Here is a 23,178-nt window from a genome sequence, read left to right as displayed (position 1 = left end):
GTCCTAGCCTTCTGTCGAATCGGTTCGATCAGCGTGCGGCTCAGCGCGCGACCGGCCGGCAGCACGGGGGGCTGGGTGAACATCGGGGAGATCGCCAGGCGGGCGGGCGTGTCGCGAAGCACCGTCTCGTACGCCCTCAGCGGCAAGCGCGCGGTCTCCGAGGTGACCCGCCGCCGCATCCTGCGGGTCATCGACGAGGCGGGCTACCGCCCCAACGCGAGCGCCCGCGCTCTGGCCGAGGGGCGCACCCGCACGATCGGCCTGGTCATCCCGCCCGCGGGACGGCGGCTGACCCCCATCCAGCTCGGCTTCGTCGCCGGCATCGTGGCCGCGGCCGGGCGCCACGAGCTGGACGTGCTGCTCTCGCCCAGCGGCGGCGAGCACGACCGCTCCTTCGAACGGATCATCGAGGGCCGCCGTGTCGACGGCGTGATCCTGACGGAGATCCGGCTCCGTGACGCACGGGCCGCGAGACTGCGCGATTCCGGCGTGCCGTTCGTGTCCATCGGCCACACCGTGGGCGCCGAGGCGGGCTCCTGGGTCGATCTGGACTATGAAGGGCTCGCCGCGGGCTGCGTGCACCATCTGGCCGACCTCGGCCATCGCGTGATCGCGCTCCTCAACCGGCCGAGGGAGTTCCTGGACTCCGGCTACGGCCCCGCCAGCCGGGCGCTGGCCGGTTTCACCGCGGCCACGGCCGCGCGATCGCTCGACGCGACGACGGTCTGCTGCCCCGACGATGCGACGGCCGGGCAGAACCGCGTCGAAGACCTCCTCGCCGCACGGCCGGAGATCACCGGCATCGTCACCGTCAACGAGGCGGCCCTGCCCGGCGTGGAACGTGCCCTGCGCCGCCTGGGCCGCGCGGTACCCGCGCTCTTCTCCGTCACCGGCGTGGTCGGGCGGCACTGGGCCGAGGAGTTCCACCCGCCGCTGACCGCCGCCGACGTCCCCGTCGAGGAGATGGCCGATCGCGCCGTCGAACTGCTCGCCGAGCGGATCTCCGCGCCCGCCGCCCCGGCACGTCATGTCCTGCTCAGGCCGCCCATCTCCCTGCGCGCCAGCACCGCCCCGCCGTCCCCCTGACCTGCGGGCGCGCGAGAGCGCGGGGGCGCCTCGCCGGGGTACCCCCTCGCCCGGTCGCCGGCGGATCCGGGTGAACGTTTCATCGCCCCGCCGTTCCGGGCGACGCGTCGGATCCTCGTCGAAGCAGGTGACGGCACGTTCATCGGCGGCGGGGGCGGCGATGGCGGCGAGAGGCCCTTGACGGAGATCTGCGGCATGGAGTGTGATCCTCTCGCCGGAGGAGAAGAGCAGGTGATTTGAGGTCCTGATTGTTAACGTTAACAACCGTTGTCGTCCCGAATCGGGAGACAATCGGAACGCGCCTCGCCCTCCCCGGCTTCGCATTCGACGGGCGGCCATAGGAAGGGCGGCGTCCACGCCGCGGTGACCGTCACCGCCGGCGGCCCGGTCGTCTTCTCACGGACGATCGCCCCGGCGGCGCACAGGCACGCGCGGACACCGGATAATCGCCGTCACCGGTGACGGTTATTCGGGCGATTCCGCCATGCCGTCATGTCCTTCATCAGAGCCGCGGCCCCTTTTCGCATTCGGGTGGGCACCGGCGCGCGCCCGTGTTAGCGATATCAGCTGATCAGCCACATGGCTTGACGGAGGATGCGTTAGCGCAAACACTGATCACATGTCTCGTGGCGCGCGATCCCGGACGGTCATGGGCGATGTGGCGGCCCTCGCCGGGGTGTCGCCCATGACCGTCTCGCGTGTGCTGAATCATCCGGAGAAGGTGCGCTCGGAAACGCGCGCCCGGGTCATGGCGGCCGTGGAGGAACTCGGTTATCGCCCCAACTCGGCCGCCCGGGTCCTGGTGACCGGCAGGTCGGGCGTGCTCGGCGTGGTGGGCGTCGATTCCACGCTGTACGGGCCCACGTCGACCCTGCACGCCATCGAACGGGCCGCCAGGGCCGACGGGTACCTGATCGTCGTCTGCAGCCTCGACTCGTTCACGCGTGACTCCGTCGCCGAAAGCGTGCGTCACCTGCGCCAGCGGTCCGCGGAGGGGGTCATCGTCATCGCCCCGCTGGAGGGCCCTTCCGAGGGGCTCAGGAACGTGCCGGACGACTTCCCTGTCGTGGATGTGGGCGGCGGGCTGGCAAGTCCCATACCCGTGGCCGCGATCGACCACCGGGCCGGCGCGTCTCGTGCCGTCCGGCATCTGCTCAGCTTGGGGCACCAGACGGTCTGGCACATCGCAGGCCCTCCGACATGGGTCGACGCCAACCAACGCGCCGCCGGCCGGCTCGACGCGCTGAGGTCGGCGCGATGCGAGGCGCCCGACCCGCTCATCGGCGACTGGAGCGCCCATTCCGGCTACGAGCACGGCAGGCGGCTCGCGCGCGACCCCGCCGTGACAGCGGTGTTCGCCGCCAACGACGCGATGGCCATCGGCCTGCTCAGAGCGTTGCGCGAGGCGGGGCGCGCGGTTCCCGAGGACGTGAGCGTCGTCGGCTTCGACGACATTCCGGAGGCGGCCTACATCTGGCCTCCGCTGACGACGGTCCGCCAGGACTTCGGGGCGGTCGGGAGGCAGGCATTTCGTCTGCTTTTACACCGCATGGGCGGTCCTAACACCGGCCTTCGGCGCCTCGTGGAGCCGGAGCTGGTGCTGCGCGACAGCACGGCGCCGGTCCGCTGAGTGTTATCGCTAACCGTCATCCGGCCTGCGGTCGTCCCTGGATAATCGTGACACAGAACCAGGCGATTCCCTGTAACTCTTCTGTAATGCGAATGCGCTTGACCTTCCCGATGTTAACGTTCACAGTTCTACTCAGTGGCTGCGAGGAGGAACGGTGGGAGCGGATCATCGGCCGGATGTCGCCGGGAGCGCCGGCGTCTCCCAGAAGATGGTTTCGTGCGTCCTGAACCCGCACTCGAACGTGCATGATGAGACGCGTGCTCGAGGCATTGACGCCATCGAGTGGCTCGGTCGCCGCCGCAACACGGCGGTCCGCGCCTATCGATCAGCGCTCCCAAACCGCGGGAGTCATCGATTTCGACGCCATGCTGTTCGTCCCGCCGGCACATCGAGGGCCGAGATCGCGACGTGCCGCGCTCCGTCGCCGTAAGGTGGCGGCGCAACCGTGATCGCCGAGTGCCCAGGACGCCTCGCGTCTGCATGTTAACGCTCACAGGAAGGACACCCCCCAGCCATGCTCAAAAGGATTTCCACCCTTGTTCTCATGGGCGCCCTCGCCGCGACGATGTCGGCGTGCGGAGGAGGTGGAGGCTCCACCGGAGCCACCACCGGCGACTCCGGCGGCGGCAGCGACAAGCTCGTCATGGGCTTCTCTCAGGTAGGCGCTGAGAGCGGCTGGCGCACGGCCAACACCAAGTCCGTCCAGGACTCGGCGAAGAACGCCGGTGTCGAGCTGAAGTTCTCCGACGCTCAGCAGAAGCAGGAGAACCAGATCAAGGCCATCCGCTCCTTCATCCAGCAGAAGGTGGACGTCATCGCCTTCTCGCCCGTCGTCGAGTCGGGCTGGGACACCGTGCTGAAGGAGGCGCAGACCGCGAAGATCCCGGTGATCCTCACCGACCGGGCCGTGGACTCTCCGGACACCAGCCTCTACAAGACCTTCCTCGGCTCCGACTTCGTCGAGGAGGGGAAGAAGGCCGGGCAGTGGCTGGTCGACCAGTACAAGGACGAAAAGGGCGATGTGAACATCGTCGAGCTGCAGGGCACGACCGGCTCGGCGCCGGCCAACGACCGCAAGGCCGGTTTCGCCGACGTCATCAAGGCCGACCCCAAGTTCAAGGTCGTCGCCTCGCAGACCGGTGACTTCACCCGCGCCAAGGGCAAGGAGGTCATGGAGGCCTTCCTGAAGTCCAACGCCGACATCGACGTGCTGTTCGCGCACAACGACGACATGGGCCTGGGCGCGATCGAGGCGATCGAGGGCGCGGGCAAGGTGCCGGGCAAGGACATCAAGATCATCACGATCGACGCGGTCAAGGACGGCATGCAGGCGCTGGCCGACGGAAAGATCAACTACATCGTCGAGTGCTCCCCGCTGCTTGGCCCGCAACTCATGGACCTTGCCAAGAAGGTCGTCGCCGGCGAGACGGTGGAGCAGCGCGTGGTCACCCAGGAGACCACCTTCACCCAGGAGCAGGCGAAGGAAGCCCTCTCCTCGCGTCAGTACTGAGTAGATAGATAGCGAGGTTCGAAGGCCCGACGGAGAAAGGAAAGCCGCATGGCCGAATCCGCGCCGATCGTGCGGATGAGCGGGATCGTCAAACAGTTCCCCGGTGCCAGGGCCCTGGACGGCGTCGACTTCCGGATGCTGCCTGGGGAGGTGCACGCCCTGATGGGAGAGAACGGCGCCGGCAAGTCGACGCTGATCAAGGTTCTGACGGGCGTGCATCCGGTCGACGAGGGCCAGATCGAGCTCGCCGGCAGCCCCGTGGCATTCTCGGGACCGCTCGCCGCTCAGCAGGCCGGCGTCAGCACCGTCTACCAAGAGGTGAACCTGTGCGGGAACCTCTCGGTGGCGGAGAACATCTTCGTCGGGCGCGAACCACGTAAGTTCGGGCGGATCCGGTGGCGGGAGGTCTACCGCAGGGCCGACAAGCTGCTCGAAGGATTCGACGTCAACGTCGACGTTTCGGCACCGCTGGCATCGTGCTCGCTGGCCGTCCAGCAGATGGTCGCCATCGCTCGCGCGGTGGACATCGATGCCAAGGTGCTCATCCTCGACGAACCGACCTCCAGCCTCGACGCCGACGAGGTCGCCCAGCTCTTCCGGGTGATGCGCCGGCTCAAGGAACAGGGCATAGCGATCCTGTTCGTCTCCCACTTCCTCGACCAGATCTACGAGATCGCCGACAGGATCACCGTCCTGCGCAACGGCAGGCTCGTGGGCGAGTACCTCACCGGCGAACTGCCGCAGGTCGAACTGGTCGGCAAGATGATCGGCCGCGAGCTGGCCGAACTGGAGAAGCTGGAGGGCAAACCGCTCGCCCGGACCACCGAGCCGCTCATCGAGGCTCATGATCTCGGGCGGGCGGGGGCGATCAACCCGTTCTCGCTCACCATCAGGAAGGGCGAGGTCTTCGGGCTGGCGGGGCTGCTCGGCTCCGGCCGCACCGAGATCGCCCGGCTGCTGTTCGGCGCGGACCACCCGGGCGGCGGCACGATGCAGATGGACGGGAAGAAGGTCAACTTCCGCACTCCGCGCGCGGCGATGAACCACAAGATCGCCTTCTGCTCGGAGAACCGCCGGGAGGAGGGCCTGGTCGACGAGCTGACCGTGCGCGAGAACATCGTGCTGGCGCTGCAGGCCGACCGCGGCTGGAGCCGGCCGATCTCTCCCCGCAAGATCAACGAGCTGGTGCGCAAGTACATCACGGCGCTCAACATCAAGGGCGACCCCGACCAGCCCGTGCGCACTCTCAGCGGCGGCAACCAGCAGAAGGTCCTGCTGGCCCGCTGGCTGATCATGGAGCCCCGGCTGCTCATCCTCGACGAGCCGACCCGCGGCATCGACGTCGGCGCCAAGGCCGAGATCCAGCGCCTGGTCGTCGAACTGTCCGACGGCGGCATGGCCGTACTGTTCATCTCCGCCGAACTGGAGGAGGTGCTGCGCCTCAGTCACAAGGTCGGCGTGCTGCGTGACCGCACCCTGATCACCCAGCTCGACAACAACGACGCGCTCACCACCGACACGCTCATGCAGAAGATCGCGAGCGGAGCCACGAGCGGAGCACCATCATGAGCGCGTTTCTCCGGAGCCGGTTGCTCTGGCCGGTCGTGATCCTCATCGGGCTGGTGGCGCTCAACGTCGCCTTCACCGATCACTTCCTGCGCATCCAGGTGAAGGACGGCCACCTGTACGGCAGCCTGATCGACATCCTCCGGTTCGGCACGCCGCTGATCCTGGTGTCGCTCGGCATGACGCTGGTCATCGCCACCAAGGGCATCGACCTGTCGGTCGGCTCGATCGTCGCGATCGCCGGAGCCCTGGCCTGCGTGCAGATCAGCGATCTGGACGACCAGAACTCCGTCAGCGGGGTGCTGATCGCCGTGGGCATCACGCTGGTCCTCAGCTTGGCGCTCGGAGCGTGGAACGGGTTCCTCGTCGCCGGCGTCGGCATACAGCCGATCATCGCGACGCTGATCCTGATGGTCTCCGGCCGCGGCCTGGCCCAGCTCATCGCCGACGGGCAGATCATCACGATCAACAGCTCGCCGTACAAGCTGATCGGCGGCGGCTACTGGCTCACGCTGCCCTTCTCCATCTTCATCGTGGTCGCGCTCGTCGCGCTGACCGCCTTCCTCACCCGGCGGCTCGCGCTCGGCATGTTCATCGAGGCCGTCGGCGGCAACGCCGAGGCCAGCCGGCTCTCGGGCATCCGCTCGCGCGGCGTGCTCATCGTCGTCTACACCTTCTGCGCGCTGTGCGCCGGCATCGCCGGGCTGATGATCAGCTCGAACGTCTCCAGCGCCGACAGCAACTACGCCGGGCTCTGGATCGAACTCGACGCGATCCTCGCCGTCGTCATCGGCGGCACGTCGCTCGCCGGCGGCCGGTTCTCGATCAGCGGCACCATCCTGGGCGCGCTCATCATCCAGACCCTCACCACCACCATTTACTCGATCGGCGTGCCGCCCGAGACGACACTGCTGTTCAAGGCGCTGGTGGTCACCATCGTGTGCCTCCTGCAGTCGCCCGCGTTCCGGAAGCGGGTGGCCAGGAAGCGGCCGAGGCCGCCGGTCACGCAGACGCCTGTGCCCGTGAGCGACAGAGAGCCGGTGACGAACCGATGACCACCACGACCGTTCCGGCCCGGCACTTCGGTGTCCCGCGGAAGTACGTCCCGGTCGCGGTGACCGCGTGCCTGTTCGTCGCGATGTTCCTCATCGGCGGGTTCCGCTACGAGAGTTTCGCCACCGGCCAGGTCATACTCAACGTCTTCATCGACAACGCGTTCCTGCTCGTCGTCGCGGTCGGCATGACCTTCGTCATCGTGTCCGGCGGCATCGACCTGTCGGTGGGCTCGGTGGTGGCGCTGACGACGATGGTCTCCGCGACGCTCATGACCGACCACGGATGGTCCCCCTGGCCGGTCATGCTCCTGGTCCTGGTGATGGGGTCGGTGCTCGGCTACGCCATGGGCGCGATCATCCACTACTTCGAGATCCAGCCGTTCATCGTGACCCTCGCCGGCATGTTCCTGGCTCGTGGCCTGTGCTACACGATCGGCACCGACTCGATCTCCATCACCGACCCGACGTTCACCGCGTTGGCCCAGACCCGCATCGACCTGGGCCCTGAGCTGGGAATATCTCCGAGCGTGGTGATCGCGGCGGTCGTGGTGCTCGTCGCCGGATACGTCCTGCACTACACGCGGCTGGGCCGGTCGGTGTACGCCGTGGGAGGCGACGAGAACTCCGCGTTGCTCATGGGCATCGCGGTGGCGCGCACGAAGATCGCGGTGTACACGATCAGCGGCCTCTGCTCCGCCCTGGGCGGCATCCTGCTGTCGTTCTACATGCTCTCGGGGAACGGCTCGCGAGCCGTCGGCATGGAGCTGGACGCCATCGCGGCCGTCGTCATCGGCGGCGCCGTGCTCACCGGCGGTTCCGGCTACCTGGTGGGCACCGTGCTCGGCGTCCTGGTGCTCGGTCTCACCCAGACGATTCTGAGCTTCGAGGGAACGCTCAGCTCCTGGTGGACACGCATCGTCATCGGCCTGCTGCTGCTGGCCTTCATCCTGCTGCAGCGCCTGATCAGCGCCGGCCGTGCGACCAAGCTCCTTCGGCAGAACATAGCCCTCCGCACATCCGCGCTCCTCCGAAGGACCTGACGGTCCCGCCGGACCGACGCCGGTGTCTCCCTTGACCTGGTCACGGGAGACACCGGCGGTCCAATGACCCGCCGGGCTTCGTCTACTGTTCGTCCGGCGCCCAGTTCCGCACTGCCGGGGCGTATTCGTCCGGCTTGTCCGAGACCTTGACGCCGGCGCTGACCAGCCAGCCCTGGTAGGCGGGCGTGAACATCCGGTAGACCGACGAGGGCGGCACGGAACTCGCCTCGTCGAGCTGGGCGCGCAGCTCGGCCGGCAGCTCGAAGTCGAGCGCGGTCACGCTGGCGTCCAGCTGGGCCGCGCTGCTCGCCCCGACGATCGCCGAGGCGACCCCGGGCTGGGTGGCGACCCAGTTGACCGCGACCTGGGCCATCGACACGCCGAGCTTGCCCGCGACGCTCTCCAGCGCCGCCAGGAGCCGCCACTGCTGGTCGGTCCACGACTGTACGGCCGGGCCCGTGCCACTGAGCCGTCCTTCCCCGGCCAGGCCCTGGTCGGCCCGCCGGTACTTGCCGGTGAGGAAACCGCCGCCGAGCGGGCTCCACGCGGTGATGCCCAGCCCCAGGTTCACCCCCATCGGGACGTGCTCCTGCTCGATCGCCCGGTCGATGAGGGAGTAGGGCAGTTGCAGGCTGACCATCGGCACGAGGGAGTGGGCCTCGGCGTAGGTCTGGGCCCGCGCCGCGTACCAGGCGGGCACGTCGGACAGCCCCGCGTAGCGGATCTTTCCCGCCCTGGTGAGGTCGTCGAAGGTGCGCACGACCTCCTCGAGGGGTGTGATCCGGTCCCAGGTGTGCAGCAGGAACAGGTCGATGTAGTCGGTGCGCAGGCGGCGCAGGGATGCCTCGACCGCGCGGATCATGTGCTTGCGGCCGTTGCCTCCGGCGTTCGGATCTCCGGGGTCGACGCTGTTGGTGAACTTGGTGGTGAGCACCACCCTGTCGCGCACCTTGGCCTCGGCGATGAGGTTGCCGAGAATGGTCTCGCTCTCGCCGGCGGTGTAGAAATCAGCGGTGTCGACGAAGTTCCCGCCCGCTTCGAGGTAGCGGCGGAGGATGGGCCGCGCTTCGTCCTCGGTCTTGCCGTACGCGGCGTGGAAGCCGCCGGTGCCGAAGTTCATCGTGCCGAGCGCCAGGCGGCTGACGCGCAGCCCCGAGCGTCCGAGCAGGTAGTAGTGGTCCAAGGACATGAGGAAGTGACTCCGTTCGGATGCGGATTTCGCGATCGACCGGCTCTTCTCGGCTCCTCGTGAGCGGCCGGGGCTCGCATGCCTCCGGACAGAGAATGAACCGTACAGTCCACAGCTTGCGCGGAAAGAAGTGGACTGTCAAGTCCAAAGTGGGGCGCGCGTGGCATCCGCGCGCAGGTGAACAGGGGAACGGCGGCACCGGCGACCGGCGCGAACGCCGGTCGCCACGTCATTCGCGGGTCGTCACGGATTCTCGGCGAGGACGATGACGTTGTCGTCCGCGCCGAGGGCGAGATGTTCTGTCTTGGGCGGATTGAGCACTACCCCATAGGAGGGGGCCTGGTCGCTGTGACGCTTGATCCGATAACCGATGGCGGTCTCGCCCCGCCGCTTGGCCGCCTCCACAAGGGTCGCGAAGTTCGCCGCCACGCCGGGGATCAGGTAGTCGGACGCGGGCTTGAGGTGGATCTCCGGGCCGGCGGGGTCGAAGAGCTGTGAGAAGACGCCGTAGAGGTGACGGTTCTCCGCGAGCTGGGTCAGCAGCAGGCTGATGAGCTTGGTGCTGATGATGAAGTCGTCGGCCTTGGTGACCTGGAAGATCTCACGGTTGGCGTCGTCGTTGATCTCCGTCACGATCGTGTACGGATTTCCGAGGCTCACCGCGATGTCGCGCAGGTGGAGCAGGGCGACCAGCGTCCGGTCATCGGTGTGCTCGGCAGCGACCTGGTCGTCGGCCAGGACGATGATGTGCTCGTAGGCGCCGAGGTCGAGGCTTTCGAGCGAGCGGCGGCTCGTCGGACGGCAGTGCTTGTAGCCGACGGTCAGATTCCGCCGCCCGGTCGAAAGGACGTCGAGCGGCCGGCCGGGGGCGGCGATGTCCACGACGGACCCTGGTTCGACCAGGCGGTCCAGCAGGTCGATGAGCTTGAGAGCGCGGGAGTTCCATCCGATGAGCAGCGTGCGATCAGGCAGCTGCGTCCGCTCGGGGGCCGACGCGATCGCCGTCTCGACGATCGCGGGAGGTGATTCGGCCAGCCGGATGAGCAGGTCGTCCTCCGCCAGGACGATCACGTGGTCCCTGGAGTCGATCACGGTCTCCTGCGCGGGGTTGAGCACGACCCGCCCGTCCATCTTGCGCAGCCCGACCGGGACGCCGCGGTCGTAGGCGGTGAGCGCCTGGCCGAAGGTCCGTCCGGTGAGCGCCGGCTCGGGGCGGATGTAGAGCTCGTTGCCGTCGAAGTCGAGCAGGTCGGTGCAGACCGTGGACAGCCCCGACTGACGGTGCGACTGGACGACCAGCCGGACGGTGATGTCGTCGGCGTCGATCACGATGGCGGTCTCGCCTCCGGCGAGGCGGGCGGCGGCGAGGTTCTCCGACTCCTGCACGGCGGCGACCACGTGCGGCCGGACGCCCTGCCAGGTGCGGTTGTTCAGCAGCAGCAGCGCCTTGATCACATCGACGTCGGCGTCCTTGTCCGTGGACGGCAGCACCATGACGGCCTTGGCGGCGTCCGGGCTGACGAGCTCCAGGTCCGCGCGCTTGAGCGGGCTGCCGGACCGGCAGATGACGCGGGTGCGGCCGGTCTCGCCCAGCCGGGCGCGGATCTGGTCGTCCATGTCGACCTTGTCGCGGTCCGCCAGGATGACCACGCAGGACCGCCGTTGCCCCTCGTTGGCCTTGACGAGCTCCTCGAGCACGGTGAACACCTGCTCCGACCAGCCCAGCACGATCGTGTGACCGCTCTCGATCAGCCGCGACCGGCCCTTGCGGAGCTCGGAGATCCGGTTCTCCAGGCCGGTGGTCAGCACACCGATGAGAGAGCTGACGATGAAGATGCCGCCGATGGTGATCGTGAGCATCAGCGCCAGGAACACCGGGCTCCCGGCGTCCCCTCCCATGGTGCCGGGGTCGATCGCACGCATCAGCGTCATCCACGTCACACCGGCCCAGCCACCGTTGAGCTCGGCGTCCGACGCGGTCAGGGCGACCACCGCGCCGGTGACCAGCGCGATGAGAATGATGGACGCCAAGGCCAGCCAGCCGATCAAAGCCGGCGTTCCGCGATCCATCGTCCCGTCGAACCAGTACCGCAGACGCTCTCGCATCCTCATCCGCACCGTTTGTCCCCCGCCTCAACAGTCCTGAGCCCGGCGCCCTCTGGCGCCGATCATCAAATATTGAAGCAGTAGCGGCAGCGGCCTACGCACGGATCAGGACATCGAGCAAGCTTCCTCACGAAAAGGGATCAAGGATCGCGACCACCCCCGAGGCCGCGAGCCTCGGGCCCACCGGCCCCGGCCGCGGTCCGCCCGCCGGCACCCGCCGTGGACCGCCCGCCGGGATCCGCTGTTTCAGGACCGGGTGAGGATCTTGGCGGTGATGCCGGCGGTGGCGTCGGCGATGCGGGCCGCGCCCTCGGGCCCCGGGTCGTCGTCGGCGAAGGTGACCGCGTACCTGAAGCTCAGGCTCGCGCCGGGTTCGACGTGCCGCACGACGTCGAAGAAGGGTGCGGGGCAGACGCAGGCGAAGATGCCGGTGCGGACGAACCACTGGATCTGCTCGTCGGCGCCGGAGTCGTCGACGAAGACCAGCGTCGAACTGCCGTCCACGCCGTCGTGGTCGCCGGAGTACGCCAGCCAGCGGCCACGCTCGCCCATCATCTCGTCGCCCCCCGATCGGCCGTCCATGTAGACCCGGCCGTTGCTGAACGACCGCGGCCCGCGCCAGAACAGCCCGCCGTAGCCGGCGTTGGGGCGTCCCTCCGTCGTGGGGCTGCCGATCGGGACCGTACTGCCGCTGACGTTGGTGAACTCGGTGCCGTAGGCGAGGGTCCAGGTGCCCCGGCCCGCGTCCACGACCGCGCCGAAGGAGCGCCGCTCGGTGAACCACTCGTCGCCGGTGCTCGCCACCCAGCTCAGGGACTCCTCGACGGCGACGCGGTCGGTGTCGGTCGTGATCGCGCCGAAGCCGCGGTGGACGGTCGCGCCGTTGTTGTCCTCCTGCACGTAGTCGCGGTCGCGGTAGTACGTGGGGCCACCCCAGAAATTCTGCGGACCCACGTTCGGCAGCGACCACGCCATGCCCTTGTGCCAGACGTGGTCCCAGGGGCGGTACAGCGACACCAGCCGGCCCGACAGCGTGCGCAGCGGATGGAAGTAGGGCCTCGGGGACTCCAGCCGCCGATCCCAGGGACCGTACACGTAACGGAAGAGCTCGACGTCGTCGCTCGTCAGCGTCAGGGCGCGGTCACGCTCGTCGGTGATCCGCAGGCCGTTCCGCGGCTCGACGCTGCTGTGGGTCATCGGGACTCTCCTTGGGGTGCGAGCCATGGGACGCGGTCGCCGCTCATCGAGGCGTAGAACGGTGAGTCTTCGGTGATCTCGCCGCGCGCGACCTCGGCGCCGGTGAACGCCGAGGCGTAGATGGCGGCGATGAGTTCGAGGGTCTGGCGTGCCTGCGCCGAGACGACCGGCACGGCCGTGCCGTCCCGCAGCGCGGCGACGACGGAGGCGAACTGCGCGGAGTGCCCGGAGCCCGCGCCCGGCGGGATCGATTCCCAGAGCCGGGTGACGCCCTCGTCCGCGCCGGGAGCCGCGGTGAACCGCCACGAGTCGTCGCCGTACCCGTAGAGGTGCTCGAGTTCCACGGTGGCGGAGGCGAAGTCGAAGCGCAGGTAGCTGGTCTCGCGTGCGGAAAGGAGGCTGTTGACCGCCACGGCGGTGGCGCCGCCGGCCAGCGTCACGACGGCCGTGGAGAAGTCCTCGGTCTGGGTGGGGCGGGCCTTGCGCCCGGCGGTGGCGCGGACGGACTCCCACGGACCGGCCAGGAAGAGCAGCAGGTCCATCTGGTGGATGCCGTGCCCGAGCGTGGGCCCTCCTCCCTCCGAGTCCCAGGTGCCCCGCCACGGCACGACGCCGAAGTAGCTGTCGGGCCGGAACCACAGGGTGTTGCACAGGGCCAGGTGCAGCGGACCGAAATCGTTCCGCTCGACGATCTCGCGCAGCGCGACGGCGCGCGCGCCGAAGCGGTGCTGCGAGATGGTCGCGAACGATCCCGGACTGCGCGCCTCGACCTCGGCGATCTGGTCGAACTCGCGCAGGGACAACGCGGACGGCTTCTCCGACAGCACCGACCAGCCTCGTTCGAGCACGGCGATCGCCTGCTCGCGGTGCAGCGAGGGCGGCGAGCACAGGTGCACGATGTCGCACTCCGCCTCCTCCAGCAGCGCCTGGAGACCGGTGTACCTCTTCGGGATGTTCCAGGTGTCGGCGAACGCGCCGACGCGGTCGGCGTCGATGTCCACGGCGGCGACGATCTCGGCCGTCCCGCCCATACGCGCGACGTGGTCGGCTTGCACGCCTGCGATGCCTCCGCTGCCCACGATCGCGATGCGGACCGGCCCGGACATGTGGCCTGTGGTCATGAAGAGCGTCTCTCCTCGTTCGTGAACGGCTCCCGCCGGACGACGACGGCGGCGGTTCTCAGGGCACGACTAAGGACTGACCGTCGGCGATGTCGTCCGGCGCCGGCCAGGCCGCCTCGGCACCGCCCGACGATCAGGCGTCAGAAACTTTTCGACGGTTTCCCGGAAAATTGCCGGGAAGTTGCTGAAGCGTTACCGTAGGCTCCGCTTTGGAGTGATGTCAATAGGCTCACTTTGTCCGGATATGTCGGCGAATCGCCCCCTGCGGGGGGCGGTCCAGAACCGGTGGACCGCGCAATGCGCAATCCCGAGGACCCGTCAATCGTGGGGTTCGACGACTCGTCGCGGCGCGAGATGCCGCCGCCCCTCACACCCGTCCGTCACCCGCTCGACGACAGGGCCGACGAGGCGACACGCCTGGTCCACGACGAACCGACCCATCCGTGAAGCGCCGCCCGCACCCGCGTCCGGCCGGCCGCGACACCCGTCGTCAGGGCAGTGCGGCGCGACGCCCGGACTGACACGAAGCCCCCCGAACCCAGGAGAGACTCCCATGACATTCGCCAACGGCGAGGATGTCCCCGCGTTCCCCGGCGGCACGTCCGTCACCCGGTTGTCGGTCTACTCCGGCACCTGCCCCGACGGCCTTCGAGGCGGCACCCCCCACATGCACACGGCCTCCACCGAGGGCTACGTCGTCGTCGGTGGCCACGGCGCGCTGCAGACGCTGGACATGACCGGTTTCCGCGAGACGGAGCTCCGCCGCGGCTCCACCGTGTGGTTCACGCCGGGGACGATCCACCGGGCGATCAACCGGGGCGACCTGGAGGTGGTCGTCATCATGCAGAACGCCGGCCTGCCCGAGGCCGGGGACGCCGTCATGACCTTCCCGCCCGAGATCGCGGGCGACGCGGCCCGCTACCGCGAGACCGCCGCCCTGCCTACCGGCGAGACCCCGGAGGTGCTGGAGGCCGCGGCCATGCGCCGCCGCGACCTGGCCGTACAGGGATTCCTGCGCCTCGCCGAGAGCGCCGCCGGCGGCGACCTCGACCCGCTCCGGCGCTTCTACGAAGACGCGGTCACCCTGGTGCGTCCACTGGCGGCCCAGTGGCGGCGCACCTGGGAGCGCACCGTCGCCCGGGACGCGCGCCACACCGCCGACGTGCTGGACGCCCTCGAGCGCGGCGACGCCCGGCACCTGCGCCACTCGGCGCTCCTGGAATCCCCGCAGAGCGAGGAGTCGCGGTGGGGCATGTGCGGCCGGCTGCGCACCCATGACGTCGCGCACCCGGTGGTCCACACGGCCTCCGGCGGCGCGACTCCCGCGCGGGACGAGCCGTCCCTGCCCGGGCGGGCGCACAGCGGGCATTGACGAAGCCGGATCCCCGCCCTTACCGTGAAAACGCCTTTACGGAAAGCGCTTTCCATCACCCCCTGGAGCAGTCTTGAGCCTCACTCTCGGTGTCGTGATGAACGGCGTCACTGGTCGTATGGGTTACCGCCAGCATCTGGTCCGATCGGTCCTGGCGATCAACGCCGAGGGTGGCGTGAGGCTCGCGGACGGCGGCCGGGTCCTGCTCAGGCCGGTCCTGGTCGGCCGCAGCGAGACCAAACTGGCCGCGCTCGCCGCCGAGCACGACATCGCCGACCACACCACCGACCTGGCGTCCGCACTGGCCGACCCGGACAACGTCATCTACTTCGACGCCCAGGTCACCCAGGCCCGGGTCAAGTCCGTCCTGCAGGCGGTGGAGGCGGGCAAGCACGTCTACGCGGAGAAGCCCGTCGCCGCGTCGGTGACCGAGGCGGTCACGCTCACCCGCGCCGTCCGGCGGGCGGGGGTGAAGAACGGCGTCGTGCAGGACAAGCTGTTCCTGCCCGGCCTGCTCAAGCTGCGGCGTCTGATCGACGGGGGCTTCTTCGGGCGGATCCTGTCGGTGCGCGGGGAGTTCGGCTACTGGGTCTTCGAAGGCGACTGGCAGGCCGCCCAGCGCCCGTCGTGGAACTACCGCGCCGAGGACGGCGGCGGCATCACGCTGGACATGTTCCCGCACTGGCAGTACGTGCTGGAGAACCTCTTCGGCCCGATCAAATCGGTGTACGCGCACGCCACGACCCACATCCCCCAGCGGGTGGACGAGCTGGGCGCCGGCTATCGCGCCACCGCCGACGACGCCGCCTACGGCATCTTCGAACTGGAGGGCGGCGTCGTCGCGCAGATCAACTCCTCCTGGTCGGTCCGGGTGAACCGGGACGAGCTGGTGGAGTTCCAGGTCGACGGCACCGAGGGGTCGGCCGTCGCGGGACTGCGCGGATGCCGGGTGCAGCACCGCTCCGCCACGCCCAAGCCGGTCTGGAACCCCGACCTGCCCGCCACCGTGTCCTTCAGGGACGGCTGGCAGGAGGTCCCCGACAACGCCGAGTTCGACAACGGCTTCAAGACCCAGTGGGAGATGTTCGTCCGCCACGTCGTGGAGGACGCCCCGTTCCCGCACGACTTCGCGGCGGGAACGCGGGGCGTCCAGCTCGCCGAGCTGGCCCTGCGCTCGGCCGCCGAAGGCCGCCGTGTGACGGTGGAGGAGCTGTGACGACGCTCGCCGGCGCCTCCCGCGTGCTGGACCTGCCGGGCTCGGGCCGCCACACCGTCGGCGAGGGCCGCGACTGGGAGCCGTCTCCGGCGCCGGTGGGCCGGGTGGCCTACGCCGCCGCGCACGTGGTCGCCGATCCGCTCGCCGACAACGGGCCGGGACGTCCGGCCGCGGTCGACTGGGACGCCACGCTGCGCTTCCGCCGCCACCTGTGGTCGCTGGGTCTGCGGGTGGCCGACGCCATGGACACCGCGCAGCGCAACATGGGGCTGGACTGGGCGGCGTGCCGGGAGCTGATCCGGCGCAGCGCCGCCGAGGCCGCCGCCTTCGGCGACCCCTCGCGGCTGGTCGCCTGCGGCGCGGGAACCGATCACCGGCCCGAGGCGGCCACGCTGGAGGAGATCGTCGCCGCCTACGCCGAACAGGTCGAGACCGTCCGCGGCGCCGGCGCCGGCGTGATCATCATGGCCAGCCGCCAGCTCGCGGCCGCCGCGCGAGGGCCGGAGGACTACCTGGCGGTATACGACAGGCTGCTGTCCCAGGCGGACGAACCGGTGATCCTGCACTGGCTGGGCGAGATGTTCGATCCGAACCTGCGCGGCTACTGGGGGTCCACGGACGTCGAGGCGGCCACCGGCACGTTCCTCGACCTGATCCGCGCCCACCCGGGCCGGGTGGACGGGGTGAAGGTCTCCCTGCTGGACGAGCAGCACGAGGTCCGGCTGCGAGCCGCCCTGCCCGAGGGCGTGAAGCTCTACACGGGGGACGACTTCAACTACCCCTCGCTGATCAAGTCAGGGTCGCACGCCCTGCTCGGCATCTTCGACGCGATCGCTCCGGCCGCGAGCGCGGCCCTGGCCGCCCTCGACCGGGGCGACCTGGACGCCTACGACGCGATCTTCGCCCCCACCGTGGAACTGTCCCGCAAGGTGTTCGAGGCGCCGACCTACCACTACAAGACCGGCATCGTGTTCCTGGCCTGGGTGGCGGGCCACCAGGACCACTTCGTCATGATCAACGGCGCGCAGGCGGCACGCTCGATCGTCCACCTGGCCGAAGTGTTCCGCCTGGCTGACGCCGCCGGGCTGCTGCCCGACCCCGACCTCGCCGTGGCGCGCATGCGCGCCCTGCTGAAGGTGCACGGCGCGGCATGACGACCGCGCCCCGCCGGCGGGTCGCCTCATGACGACTCGTCTCACGACGACACGCCTCACGACGACACCCCACCGATCGGTCACCTCATGACGACGACACCCCACCGAGCGGTCCCTCATGACGACGACACCTCACCGAGGGGCCACCTCATGAAGATGGCGCTCAACCAGTGGACGACGCGGTCGTGGACCGTCGCCGAGGCGGTCGACGGCTGCGTCCGGCACGGGGTCGAGGCGATCGGCCTGTGGCGGCAGGACGTCGCCGCGCAAGGCCTGGCCGCGACGGTGGACCTCGTCGGCGGGGCCGGGCTGCGGGTGTCGTCGCTGTGCCGCGGCGGCTTTCTCACCTCCTCCGACTGGGAGGCCGACAATCGCGCCGCGATCGACGAGGCCGCGGCCCTGCGGGCCGGCTGTCTGGTGCTGGTCGTCGGCGGGCTGCCGGGCGTCGTCCCGGGCGAGCCGCTGGGCGGGTTCTCCCGCGACCTGCGCCAGGCCCGCCGGCGGGTCGCCGACGCGCTCGGCGTCCTCGCTCCCTATGCGCGCGACCGCGGAGTGCGCCTGGCCCTTGAGCCGCTGCACCCGATGTACTGCGCCGATCGGGCGGTGATCTCCACGCTCGCCCAGGCGCTCGACCTGGCCGAGCCGTACGACCCGGCCGTGCTCGGCGTGGTCGTCGACACCTTCCACCTGTGGTGGGACCCGGACGTCCTCGCGCAGATAGCGCGGGCGGGCGAGCGCATCGCGTCGTACCAGGTGTGCGACTTCCTGCACCCGATCCCACCGGACGTCCTGCTCGCCCGCGGCATGATGGGCGACGGCGTGATCGACTTCCGCCCGATCACCGATGCCGTCCTGGCGGCCGGCTACACCGGGGACGTCGAGGTCGAGATCTTCAACGCCGACCTGTGGGCCGCCGACCCGGACGCCGTCCTGGCCCAGGCCAAGACCCGGTTCGCCGAGCACATCTCCCCTCACCCCGCGGAGACCAGCGGCTGAGACGCCAAAGGGATGCCCCCCGCCCGCGGGCGGGGGGCATCGCTTTCTCCTCACGTCCTGCCCTTCTTACGTCCCTTTCGTTTCAGCGGGGCGTCGCCGCGCTGCGATCGCTCAGGAGGCGCTGCAGGTCAGTGCCGGTGTGGCGGACGTGCCGTTGGCGATGAAGCCGAACTCGGTCGTGGCGTTGGCGGCGAGGCTGCCGTTCCAGCTCTCGTTCTTGACCGAGACATTGGCTCCGGAACCCGAGCGCACGCCGCCCCACACCTGGGTGATCAACTGGGAACCCGGCCAGCTCCAGCTCACCGTCCACCCGTTGATCGCGCTGCTGCCCGCCCGCACCGTGACCGACGACTGGAAGCCGCCGCCCCAGGAGTTCACCGTGGTGATCGTCGCCGCGCAACCACCCGGCACCGGAGTCGGCGTGGGGGTGGGGGTCGGCGTCGGGGTCGGGGTGGGAGTCGGGGTCGGGGTGGGAGTGGGAGTGGGAGTCGGCGTGGGGGTGGGAGTCGGGGTCGGGGTCGGAGTGGGAGTCGGCGTCGGGGTCGGGGTGGGAGTCGGCGTCGGCGTGGGCGTCGGCGTCGGGGTGGGAGCGCCGATCACGACGGTCGTGAGCGCGCGGGGCCTGAGGGTGACGGTCCCGCCCGCCGCCGAGGTGGGCGTGAGCGAGTTGGCGTTGTCGGTGACGTACGCGGTGGCGCTTCCCTCGATGCCCTGCCATGCGACGGACCCGGTGCCGGTGTTGAGGACCTCGACGACCTTCGAGCCGTCGGAGTTGCGATACGCCGACACCTTCAGGTTCGAGTTGGTCGTCGAGGCGTCGAGCCGGACGGCGCCCGGCCGGATGAACCGGCTGTAGGCGGCCATCGCCCAATACCGCTTGGACACGCGGTACGTCTTCGCGGTCTGGTCTATCTGGAACAGCGCCGTGGTGTTCCCCCTGGACCCTCCCAGCCAGAAGAGGTAACCGTTCACGTTGCCCGTGGTGAGCGACTGGTGGATGTGCTGCGCGATGGTGAAGCCGTCGACGCCGCTGCCGTCATCCCAGTTCTCGTTCCAGCTGCTCGCACTGGGAGCCCATTCCGACATCCAGACGGGCTTGTTCGTGGGTTGCGCGCTGGTGGGCGAGCTCGCGTAGGAGTGGCCCGAGTACGTCGAGATCCAGCGCCTGGCCTCGGAGTCGGCCTCGATGGCGCTCGTGTAGGGCTTGGCCTGATCCCACCCGAAGGAGTCGCAGCAGACGAGTTTCACGTCCCCGGCGATCGGGCCGAGGGCCTTCACCATGGCGACCGCCTGAGCAGGGGTGAAGCGCATCGACTCGTAGGTCGCCGTGTAGTCGGGTTCGTTCGTGAACCCCAAGTCCGTGATCTTGATGCCTTCTTGCGCGTAGAACTTCGTGTACTGCATCAGATAGCGGGCGTAAGCCGCTCGCCACTCCGGCTTGAGAGTGCCGCCGTTGTCCTGGCTCCCGTTGTCCTTCATGTACCCGGGCGCGCTCCAGGCGTCGGCGTAGAACCGCTTCACGCCGTACGACTGGGCGGCCTTCGCCACCCAGACCTGGGCGCCGTCGTCCCCGTCCCACACGTACTTCGGCGCCGCGTCCGGTCCACCCGGGTTCTGGGGCTGGATGGAGACCATCTTGTCGTACGGGCTTCCCGCCGGTGACGCGCCGATGCCCAGGCGCAGGATGCTGAGCCCCGCCCCGGTGCTGCGGTCGAACCACAGACGGAAGATGTCGTTCTGCTGCTGCTGCGAGAGGTCGCGCAGCAGTTCCCCGCGACGGAACGCCGTGGAGACGCCGAAGCCGTCGATCTGCTGGCGCTGGCCATCCGACACGGTGATGACACCGGCGGCCGCGGCGGGGGCCGCGACCTGGCCCGCTGCCTGTACGGCCACCAATGACGTACCTAATAGAGCGGTCGCTACGACGGTCCGTATCACGGACTCTCCAATCGTTCGTCTCAGATGCTTCCAAGCGCCTTGGCAGGCTCGGCGACGCGCGATGCGGCCGGCCTTTCTCAGCGGCGGAGCCGGGACCGGCGATCGGCCCGGCCGCCAGGTGCGAAGGCGGGGGACGACGCGTTCACGGCTCGCGGTGAAGGGAATCCGCTCTCGTGGCCCGGTGGCGCCGAGCACCGCCCGGCCGTCCGAGAAACCCGGCGCTGGTCACCGGCCGGCTTCGGCGCCGTGCGACACGCGTGAGCCTGCGGAGGGGGTCACGTCCAGCGCCGACGCGTCTGTCAGGGAATCGAGCGGCCGGCGCCGATCGGGGGCACGACCGCCATGATCAGGGCCGGTCCGGAGGCCGAGCCGCCCAGCGGGCGCTTCGTCTTCGCCATGGCATCCGTTTCCTTCTCCGCGCGGCGCGAACGCGGGCGGGCGAGATCGTCGAGAGCGCGGTCCGTATATCCGAGGCAAGGCAAAGGCACGGCACGACACGGCAACCGGGAATGTTATCGCTAACATCAGGGAGATCCGAGCTCTCCTTCCGCCGAGGATCCGTGGCCCACCGTGAGCGGAGCAAACCTGATGGAGCACGGCCCCGTCAATCGCCCGGACGCCGGCGCGTGCCGCCCGCTTTCCACCGCACCGCTTCCAACTGGGCTTGTGCGTTCGGGTGCCCTGAACGCCGCCCTGCGGCAGGTGAAACGTTCACACCTGGACGACGCACCGACCCGCCGCCGCCGACGGCGGCGGCGAACCGCTCTTCGTCGGCGAGTTTCTGCCTGTTCCGACAGTTTTCGGCGCACGTCGCCGCCCTCCGACCAGGGAACTTGGGGCAGGCATACGTGCGAGCTTCGGAAATTCCGGAATACACGCGTGGCGCGTTTCGCCGTACTTTCCAGCTCGGCCATGGCAAGGCCGGCACACACACCCGCACGCCGAGGCCGCCACCCTCGCCTTCTACGGGGTTTTCGTGAGGTCCGCGCGACTCGGGCCGCCGCCTCCCGGTAGCGGCCCGCGCGTCACGAGGCGGCGGGCCGGTCCTCCGGCGTGCGTCGCGGTGACTGGAGGGGAACGGTGGTGGATTCGCGGACCACGAGATCGCACGGATACAGGTGCCGGCCGGGCGACGGAGAGCCGTTGATGCCGGCGAGGAGCATGAGGGCGGCCGAATGGCCGAGTCCCGTCAGGTTCATGTCGATGCTCGTCAGCGGTGGCTGAGCGTACTCGGTCATGATGTCCCAGTTGTCGAAGCCCAGAAGGGCCACATCTTCGGGCACGTGACGCCCCGCGGCGCGCAGGGCGTCGGCGGCTCCCCGGGCGATCTGGTCGTTGCCGCAGAACACCGCGTCGAACTCCACGCGGCCGGCCAGCAGGATGCCGATGGCCTGGCGTCCCCAGATCTCGGTCCACGGGCCGAACATCGGCGGCGTGACCAGTTCCAGGCCGTCCTCCGCCAGCCGGTCGATCGCCGCGGCGCTGCGGAGCCGTGACGAGTTGTGCTGCTCTGGGCCGGCGATGTGCGCGATGCGGGTACGGCCGATGGCCAGCAGGTGCGCGATGCCCTTGCGGACGCCGCCGGCCTCGTCGGGTTCGACGGTGCAGTCGCGGGGATCGGTCGAGCCTAAGTAGGCGTACACGACGGGCACCGGCAGGTTCACGCCGATGGGCGCCCGTGGCCTGATGCGCCGCCCGGTGACGATGATGCCGTCCACCCGGCGGTTGAGAAGGGTCTTGATGTAGTACTGCTCGCGGATGGGGTCGTCGCGCCCGTCGCACAGGAAGACCGACATCTGCCCGGCGCCCAGCGCGTCCTCGGCGCCCATCAGGACCGGGAGGCTGATGCGGCCCATTCCGTCGGTGGTGATCATGCCGACGGTGTAGGTGCGGCCCGAATAGGGACTACGAGTGCCCGAGTTGACCTCGAAGTTCAGTTGGCGGGCGGCCTCCTTGACGCGCACGCGGGTTTCCTCCCGCAGTGATCCGCGCCCGTTGAGCGCCTTGGAGACGGTGCCCACCGACACCCCGGCCAGCGCGGCCACATCGGCGATCGTGGCATTGCGCTCCCGTTTCCCCACGGCATTCCTCCGCTTTCCCGCTTCGTACGACGCGAACGCTCGACATCCGAGGATCATGTGCCGGTCGTGGAGAACATGTTATGCGGCCCGTCACAGGCCGGCGGAAAATCGACGGGCCGAGTTTCCTGCCTTCCCCGGTCCGGCCGGTGACCCCTGTGCCTGGCGTCACAGACAGCGCGTCCGCCGCTCCCGCCGGTTTCCGCTGGAGGGAGGCGCGCTGCGCGCGGAAACCGCGACAGAGGTTTCCCGCGGCAGGGCCGGATGCTTCGGCCGCTTTCATCCGTCCTGCACCGGCAGGGCATCGCCAAGGACCCGAAGGCCGGCACCGGAATCCGCCGGCGGCCGCCACCTGTGATCACGATGAAATTTTCAGCACATTTCACTCCAGGCGATGCGGCGGGCCGCAGTAAGAGCAGATGGGACGGTCCTCGAAAGGCGCGGCCCCGGGACCTCGCTTGACGGGACCTGGACGCGTCGTATTTGCTCCGCCGCACCACCACCATTGAAACCGTTCGAGCCGGAATTGAAACCGTTCCAGCCAGAACAGCGGGCCTGGCCGGGAAGTGTTAGCGCTAACAACTTCCGTCACCTCGCGGACCCGACCCGGAGTGAGCGCCGGCGGCGGCCCTACCTCGCCGCCCTCGGGGCTCTGCCCGCTGACCCAGACCGATTCCACCTGATGATGTCTGAAAGGGATTCGCATGCGTAGATGGAGGCGATGGCTGACGGCCTCGCTGGTGGCCGTGGCCGTGGCCGCGGCGGGTACGGCGACGGGAGCCGGTGTCGCCAGCGCGGAGTCCAATGGCGGGGTGCGGGTGATGCCGCTGGGTGACTCGATCACCGAGGGCACGCAGGTGCCGGGCGGGTACCGGATCGGGTTGTGGCAGCGGCTGGTCTCGGGCCGCTACACGGTCGACTTCG

At 69.4% G+C, this 23,178-nt stretch carries 18 protein-coding genes and 1 pseudogene; 13 read left to right on the top strand and 6 right to left on the bottom strand.

All coding sequences use genetic code 11. The features are described from left to right. Window positions 1-75 precede the first annotated feature (75 nt). The 7 genes from ACFO60_RS38750 to yjfF all read left to right on the top strand — a co-directional run bounded on the left by ACFO60_RS38750 (window position 76) and on the right by yjfF (window position 7,887). Window positions 76-1,086: a LacI family DNA-binding transcriptional regulator gene (locus tag ACFO60_RS38750; RefSeq protein WP_380851782.1), complete on the top strand. Its 1,011-nt coding sequence runs from the start codon at window positions 76-78 to the stop codon at window positions 1,084-1,086. 619 nt (window positions 1,087-1,705) lie between these two features. Next, on the top strand, window positions 1,706-2,716 hold the full coding sequence (locus ACFO60_RS38745; protein WP_380851779.1) for a LacI family DNA-binding transcriptional regulator: 1,011 nt from the start codon (window positions 1,706-1,708) through the stop codon (window positions 2,714-2,716). Window positions 2,717-2,870: 154 nt separating this feature from the next. Next, window positions 2,871-3,146 carry a LacI family DNA-binding transcriptional regulator gene (locus ACFO60_RS38740; RefSeq protein WP_380851776.1) on the top strand — a complete coding sequence of 92 codons (276 nt, stop codon included), beginning with the start codon at window positions 2,871-2,873 and terminating at the stop codon, window positions 3,144-3,146. Between the two features lie 84 nt (window positions 3,147-3,230). Beyond that, complete coding sequence (locus tag ACFO60_RS38735; RefSeq protein ID WP_380851773.1) at window positions 3,231-4,226, top strand: ABC transporter substrate-binding protein; 996 nt, start codon at window positions 3,231-3,233, stop codon at window positions 4,224-4,226. Window positions 4,227-4,274: 48 nt separating this feature from the next. Then, window positions 4,275-5,795 carry a sugar ABC transporter ATP-binding protein gene (locus ACFO60_RS38730; RefSeq protein WP_380851770.1) on the top strand — a complete coding sequence of 507 codons (1,521 nt, stop codon included), beginning with the start codon at window positions 4,275-4,277 and terminating at the stop codon, window positions 5,793-5,795. Continuing rightward, complete coding sequence (locus ACFO60_RS38725; protein WP_380851767.1) at window positions 5,792-6,847, top strand: ABC transporter permease; 1,056 nt, start codon at window positions 5,792-5,794, stop codon at window positions 6,845-6,847. Before ACFO60_RS38730 ends, ACFO60_RS38725 begins: the two co-directional genes overlap by 4 nt. Beyond that, entirely contained in the window at window positions 6,844-7,887 is a 1,044-nt protein-coding gene (gene yjfF, locus ACFO60_RS38720; RefSeq protein ID WP_380851764.1) for a galactofuranose ABC transporter, permease protein YjfF, read from the top strand. The genes ACFO60_RS38725 and yjfF overlap by 4 nt, the downstream gene beginning before the upstream one ends. A gap of 82 nt (window positions 7,888-7,969) precedes the next feature. On the opposite strand, the gene ACFO60_RS38715 is transcribed toward yjfF, so the two are convergent. The 4 genes from ACFO60_RS38715 to ACFO60_RS38700 form a co-directional block, all read right to left on the bottom strand. After that, a complete protein-coding gene (locus ACFO60_RS38715) occupies window positions 7,970-9,076 on the bottom strand; it encodes an aldo/keto reductase (protein WP_380851761.1) in 1,107 nt (368 codons plus the stop codon). Between the two features lie 243 nt (window positions 9,077-9,319). After that, the gene (locus ACFO60_RS38710) at window positions 9,320-11,182 is read right to left on the bottom strand and encodes a CASTOR/POLLUX-related putative ion channel (RefSeq protein ID WP_380851758.1); all 1,863 of its coding nucleotides are present in this window, start codon (window positions 11,180-11,182) and stop codon (window positions 9,320-9,322) included. 246 nt (window positions 11,183-11,428) lie between these two features. Continuing rightward, window positions 11,429-12,379, bottom strand: a complete 951-nt coding sequence (locus ACFO60_RS38705) for a DUF6807 domain-containing protein (RefSeq protein ID WP_380851755.1) — start codon at window positions 12,377-12,379, stop codon at window positions 11,429-11,431. Continuing rightward, the gene (locus tag ACFO60_RS38700; protein ID WP_380851752.1) at window positions 12,376-13,500 is read right to left on the bottom strand and encodes a Gfo/Idh/MocA family protein; all 1,125 of its coding nucleotides are present in this window, start codon (window positions 13,498-13,500) and stop codon (window positions 12,376-12,378) included. Before ACFO60_RS38700 ends, ACFO60_RS38705 begins: the two co-directional genes overlap by 4 nt. Before the next feature lie 297 nt (window positions 13,501-13,797). On the opposite strand from ACFO60_RS38700, the gene ACFO60_RS38695 reads away from it, so the two are divergent. The 5 genes from ACFO60_RS38695 to ACFO60_RS38675 all read left to right on the top strand — a co-directional run bounded on the left by ACFO60_RS38695 (window position 13,798) and on the right by ACFO60_RS38675 (window position 18,238). Further along, window positions 13,798-13,947: a hypothetical protein gene (locus ACFO60_RS38695; RefSeq protein ID WP_380851749.1), complete on the top strand. Its 150-nt coding sequence runs from the start codon at window positions 13,798-13,800 to the stop codon at window positions 13,945-13,947. A gap of 106 nt (window positions 13,948-14,053) precedes the next feature. Further along, window positions 14,054-14,872, top strand: a complete 819-nt coding sequence (locus tag ACFO60_RS38690) for a cupin domain-containing protein (protein WP_380851747.1) — start codon at window positions 14,054-14,056, stop codon at window positions 14,870-14,872. 97 nt (window positions 14,873-14,969) lie between these two features. Further along, on the top strand, window positions 14,970-16,088 hold the full coding sequence (locus ACFO60_RS38685; RefSeq protein ID WP_380851744.1) for a Gfo/Idh/MocA family protein: 1,119 nt from the start codon (window positions 14,970-14,972) through the stop codon (window positions 16,086-16,088). 23 nt (window positions 16,089-16,111) lie between these two features. Next, window positions 16,112-17,242 carry a dihydrodipicolinate synthase family protein gene (locus ACFO60_RS38680; protein WP_380851803.1) on the top strand — a complete coding sequence of 377 codons (1,131 nt, stop codon included), beginning with the start codon at window positions 16,112-16,114 and terminating at the stop codon, window positions 17,240-17,242. Window positions 17,243-17,392: 150 nt separating this feature from the next. Continuing rightward, window positions 17,393-18,238 carry a sugar phosphate isomerase/epimerase family protein gene (locus ACFO60_RS38675; RefSeq protein ID WP_380851741.1) on the top strand — a complete coding sequence of 282 codons (846 nt, stop codon included), beginning with the start codon at window positions 17,393-17,395 and terminating at the stop codon, window positions 18,236-18,238. A 111-nt stretch (window positions 18,239-18,349) separates the two neighbouring features. Here ACFO60_RS38675 and ACFO60_RS38670 read toward each other — a convergent pair whose 3' ends face one another. After that, on the bottom strand, window positions 18,350-20,131 hold the full coding sequence (locus tag ACFO60_RS38670) for a cellulose binding domain-containing protein (RefSeq protein WP_380851738.1): 1,782 nt from the start codon (window positions 20,129-20,131) through the stop codon (window positions 18,350-18,352). Between the two features lie 1,070 nt (window positions 20,132-21,201). Continuing rightward, window positions 21,202-22,257: a LacI family DNA-binding transcriptional regulator gene (locus ACFO60_RS38665; RefSeq protein WP_380851735.1), complete on the bottom strand. Its 1,056-nt coding sequence runs from the start codon at window positions 22,255-22,257 to the stop codon at window positions 21,202-21,204. A 701-nt stretch (window positions 22,258-22,958) separates the two neighbouring features. Between ACFO60_RS38665 and ACFO60_RS38660 the strand changes: the two are divergent. Next, window positions 22,959-23,178, top strand: a pseudogene (locus ACFO60_RS38660) (SGNH/GDSL hydrolase family protein); the annotation flags it as partial.

The sequence above is a fragment of the Sphaerisporangium dianthi genome, assembly GCF_042654065.1.
GTDB lineage: Bacteria > Actinomycetota > Actinomycetes > Streptosporangiales > Streptosporangiaceae > Sphaerisporangium > Sphaerisporangium dianthi.
The sequence above is the reverse complement of the archived record's forward strand: the minus strand, read 5'-3'. Positions and strand labels throughout refer to the sequence as shown.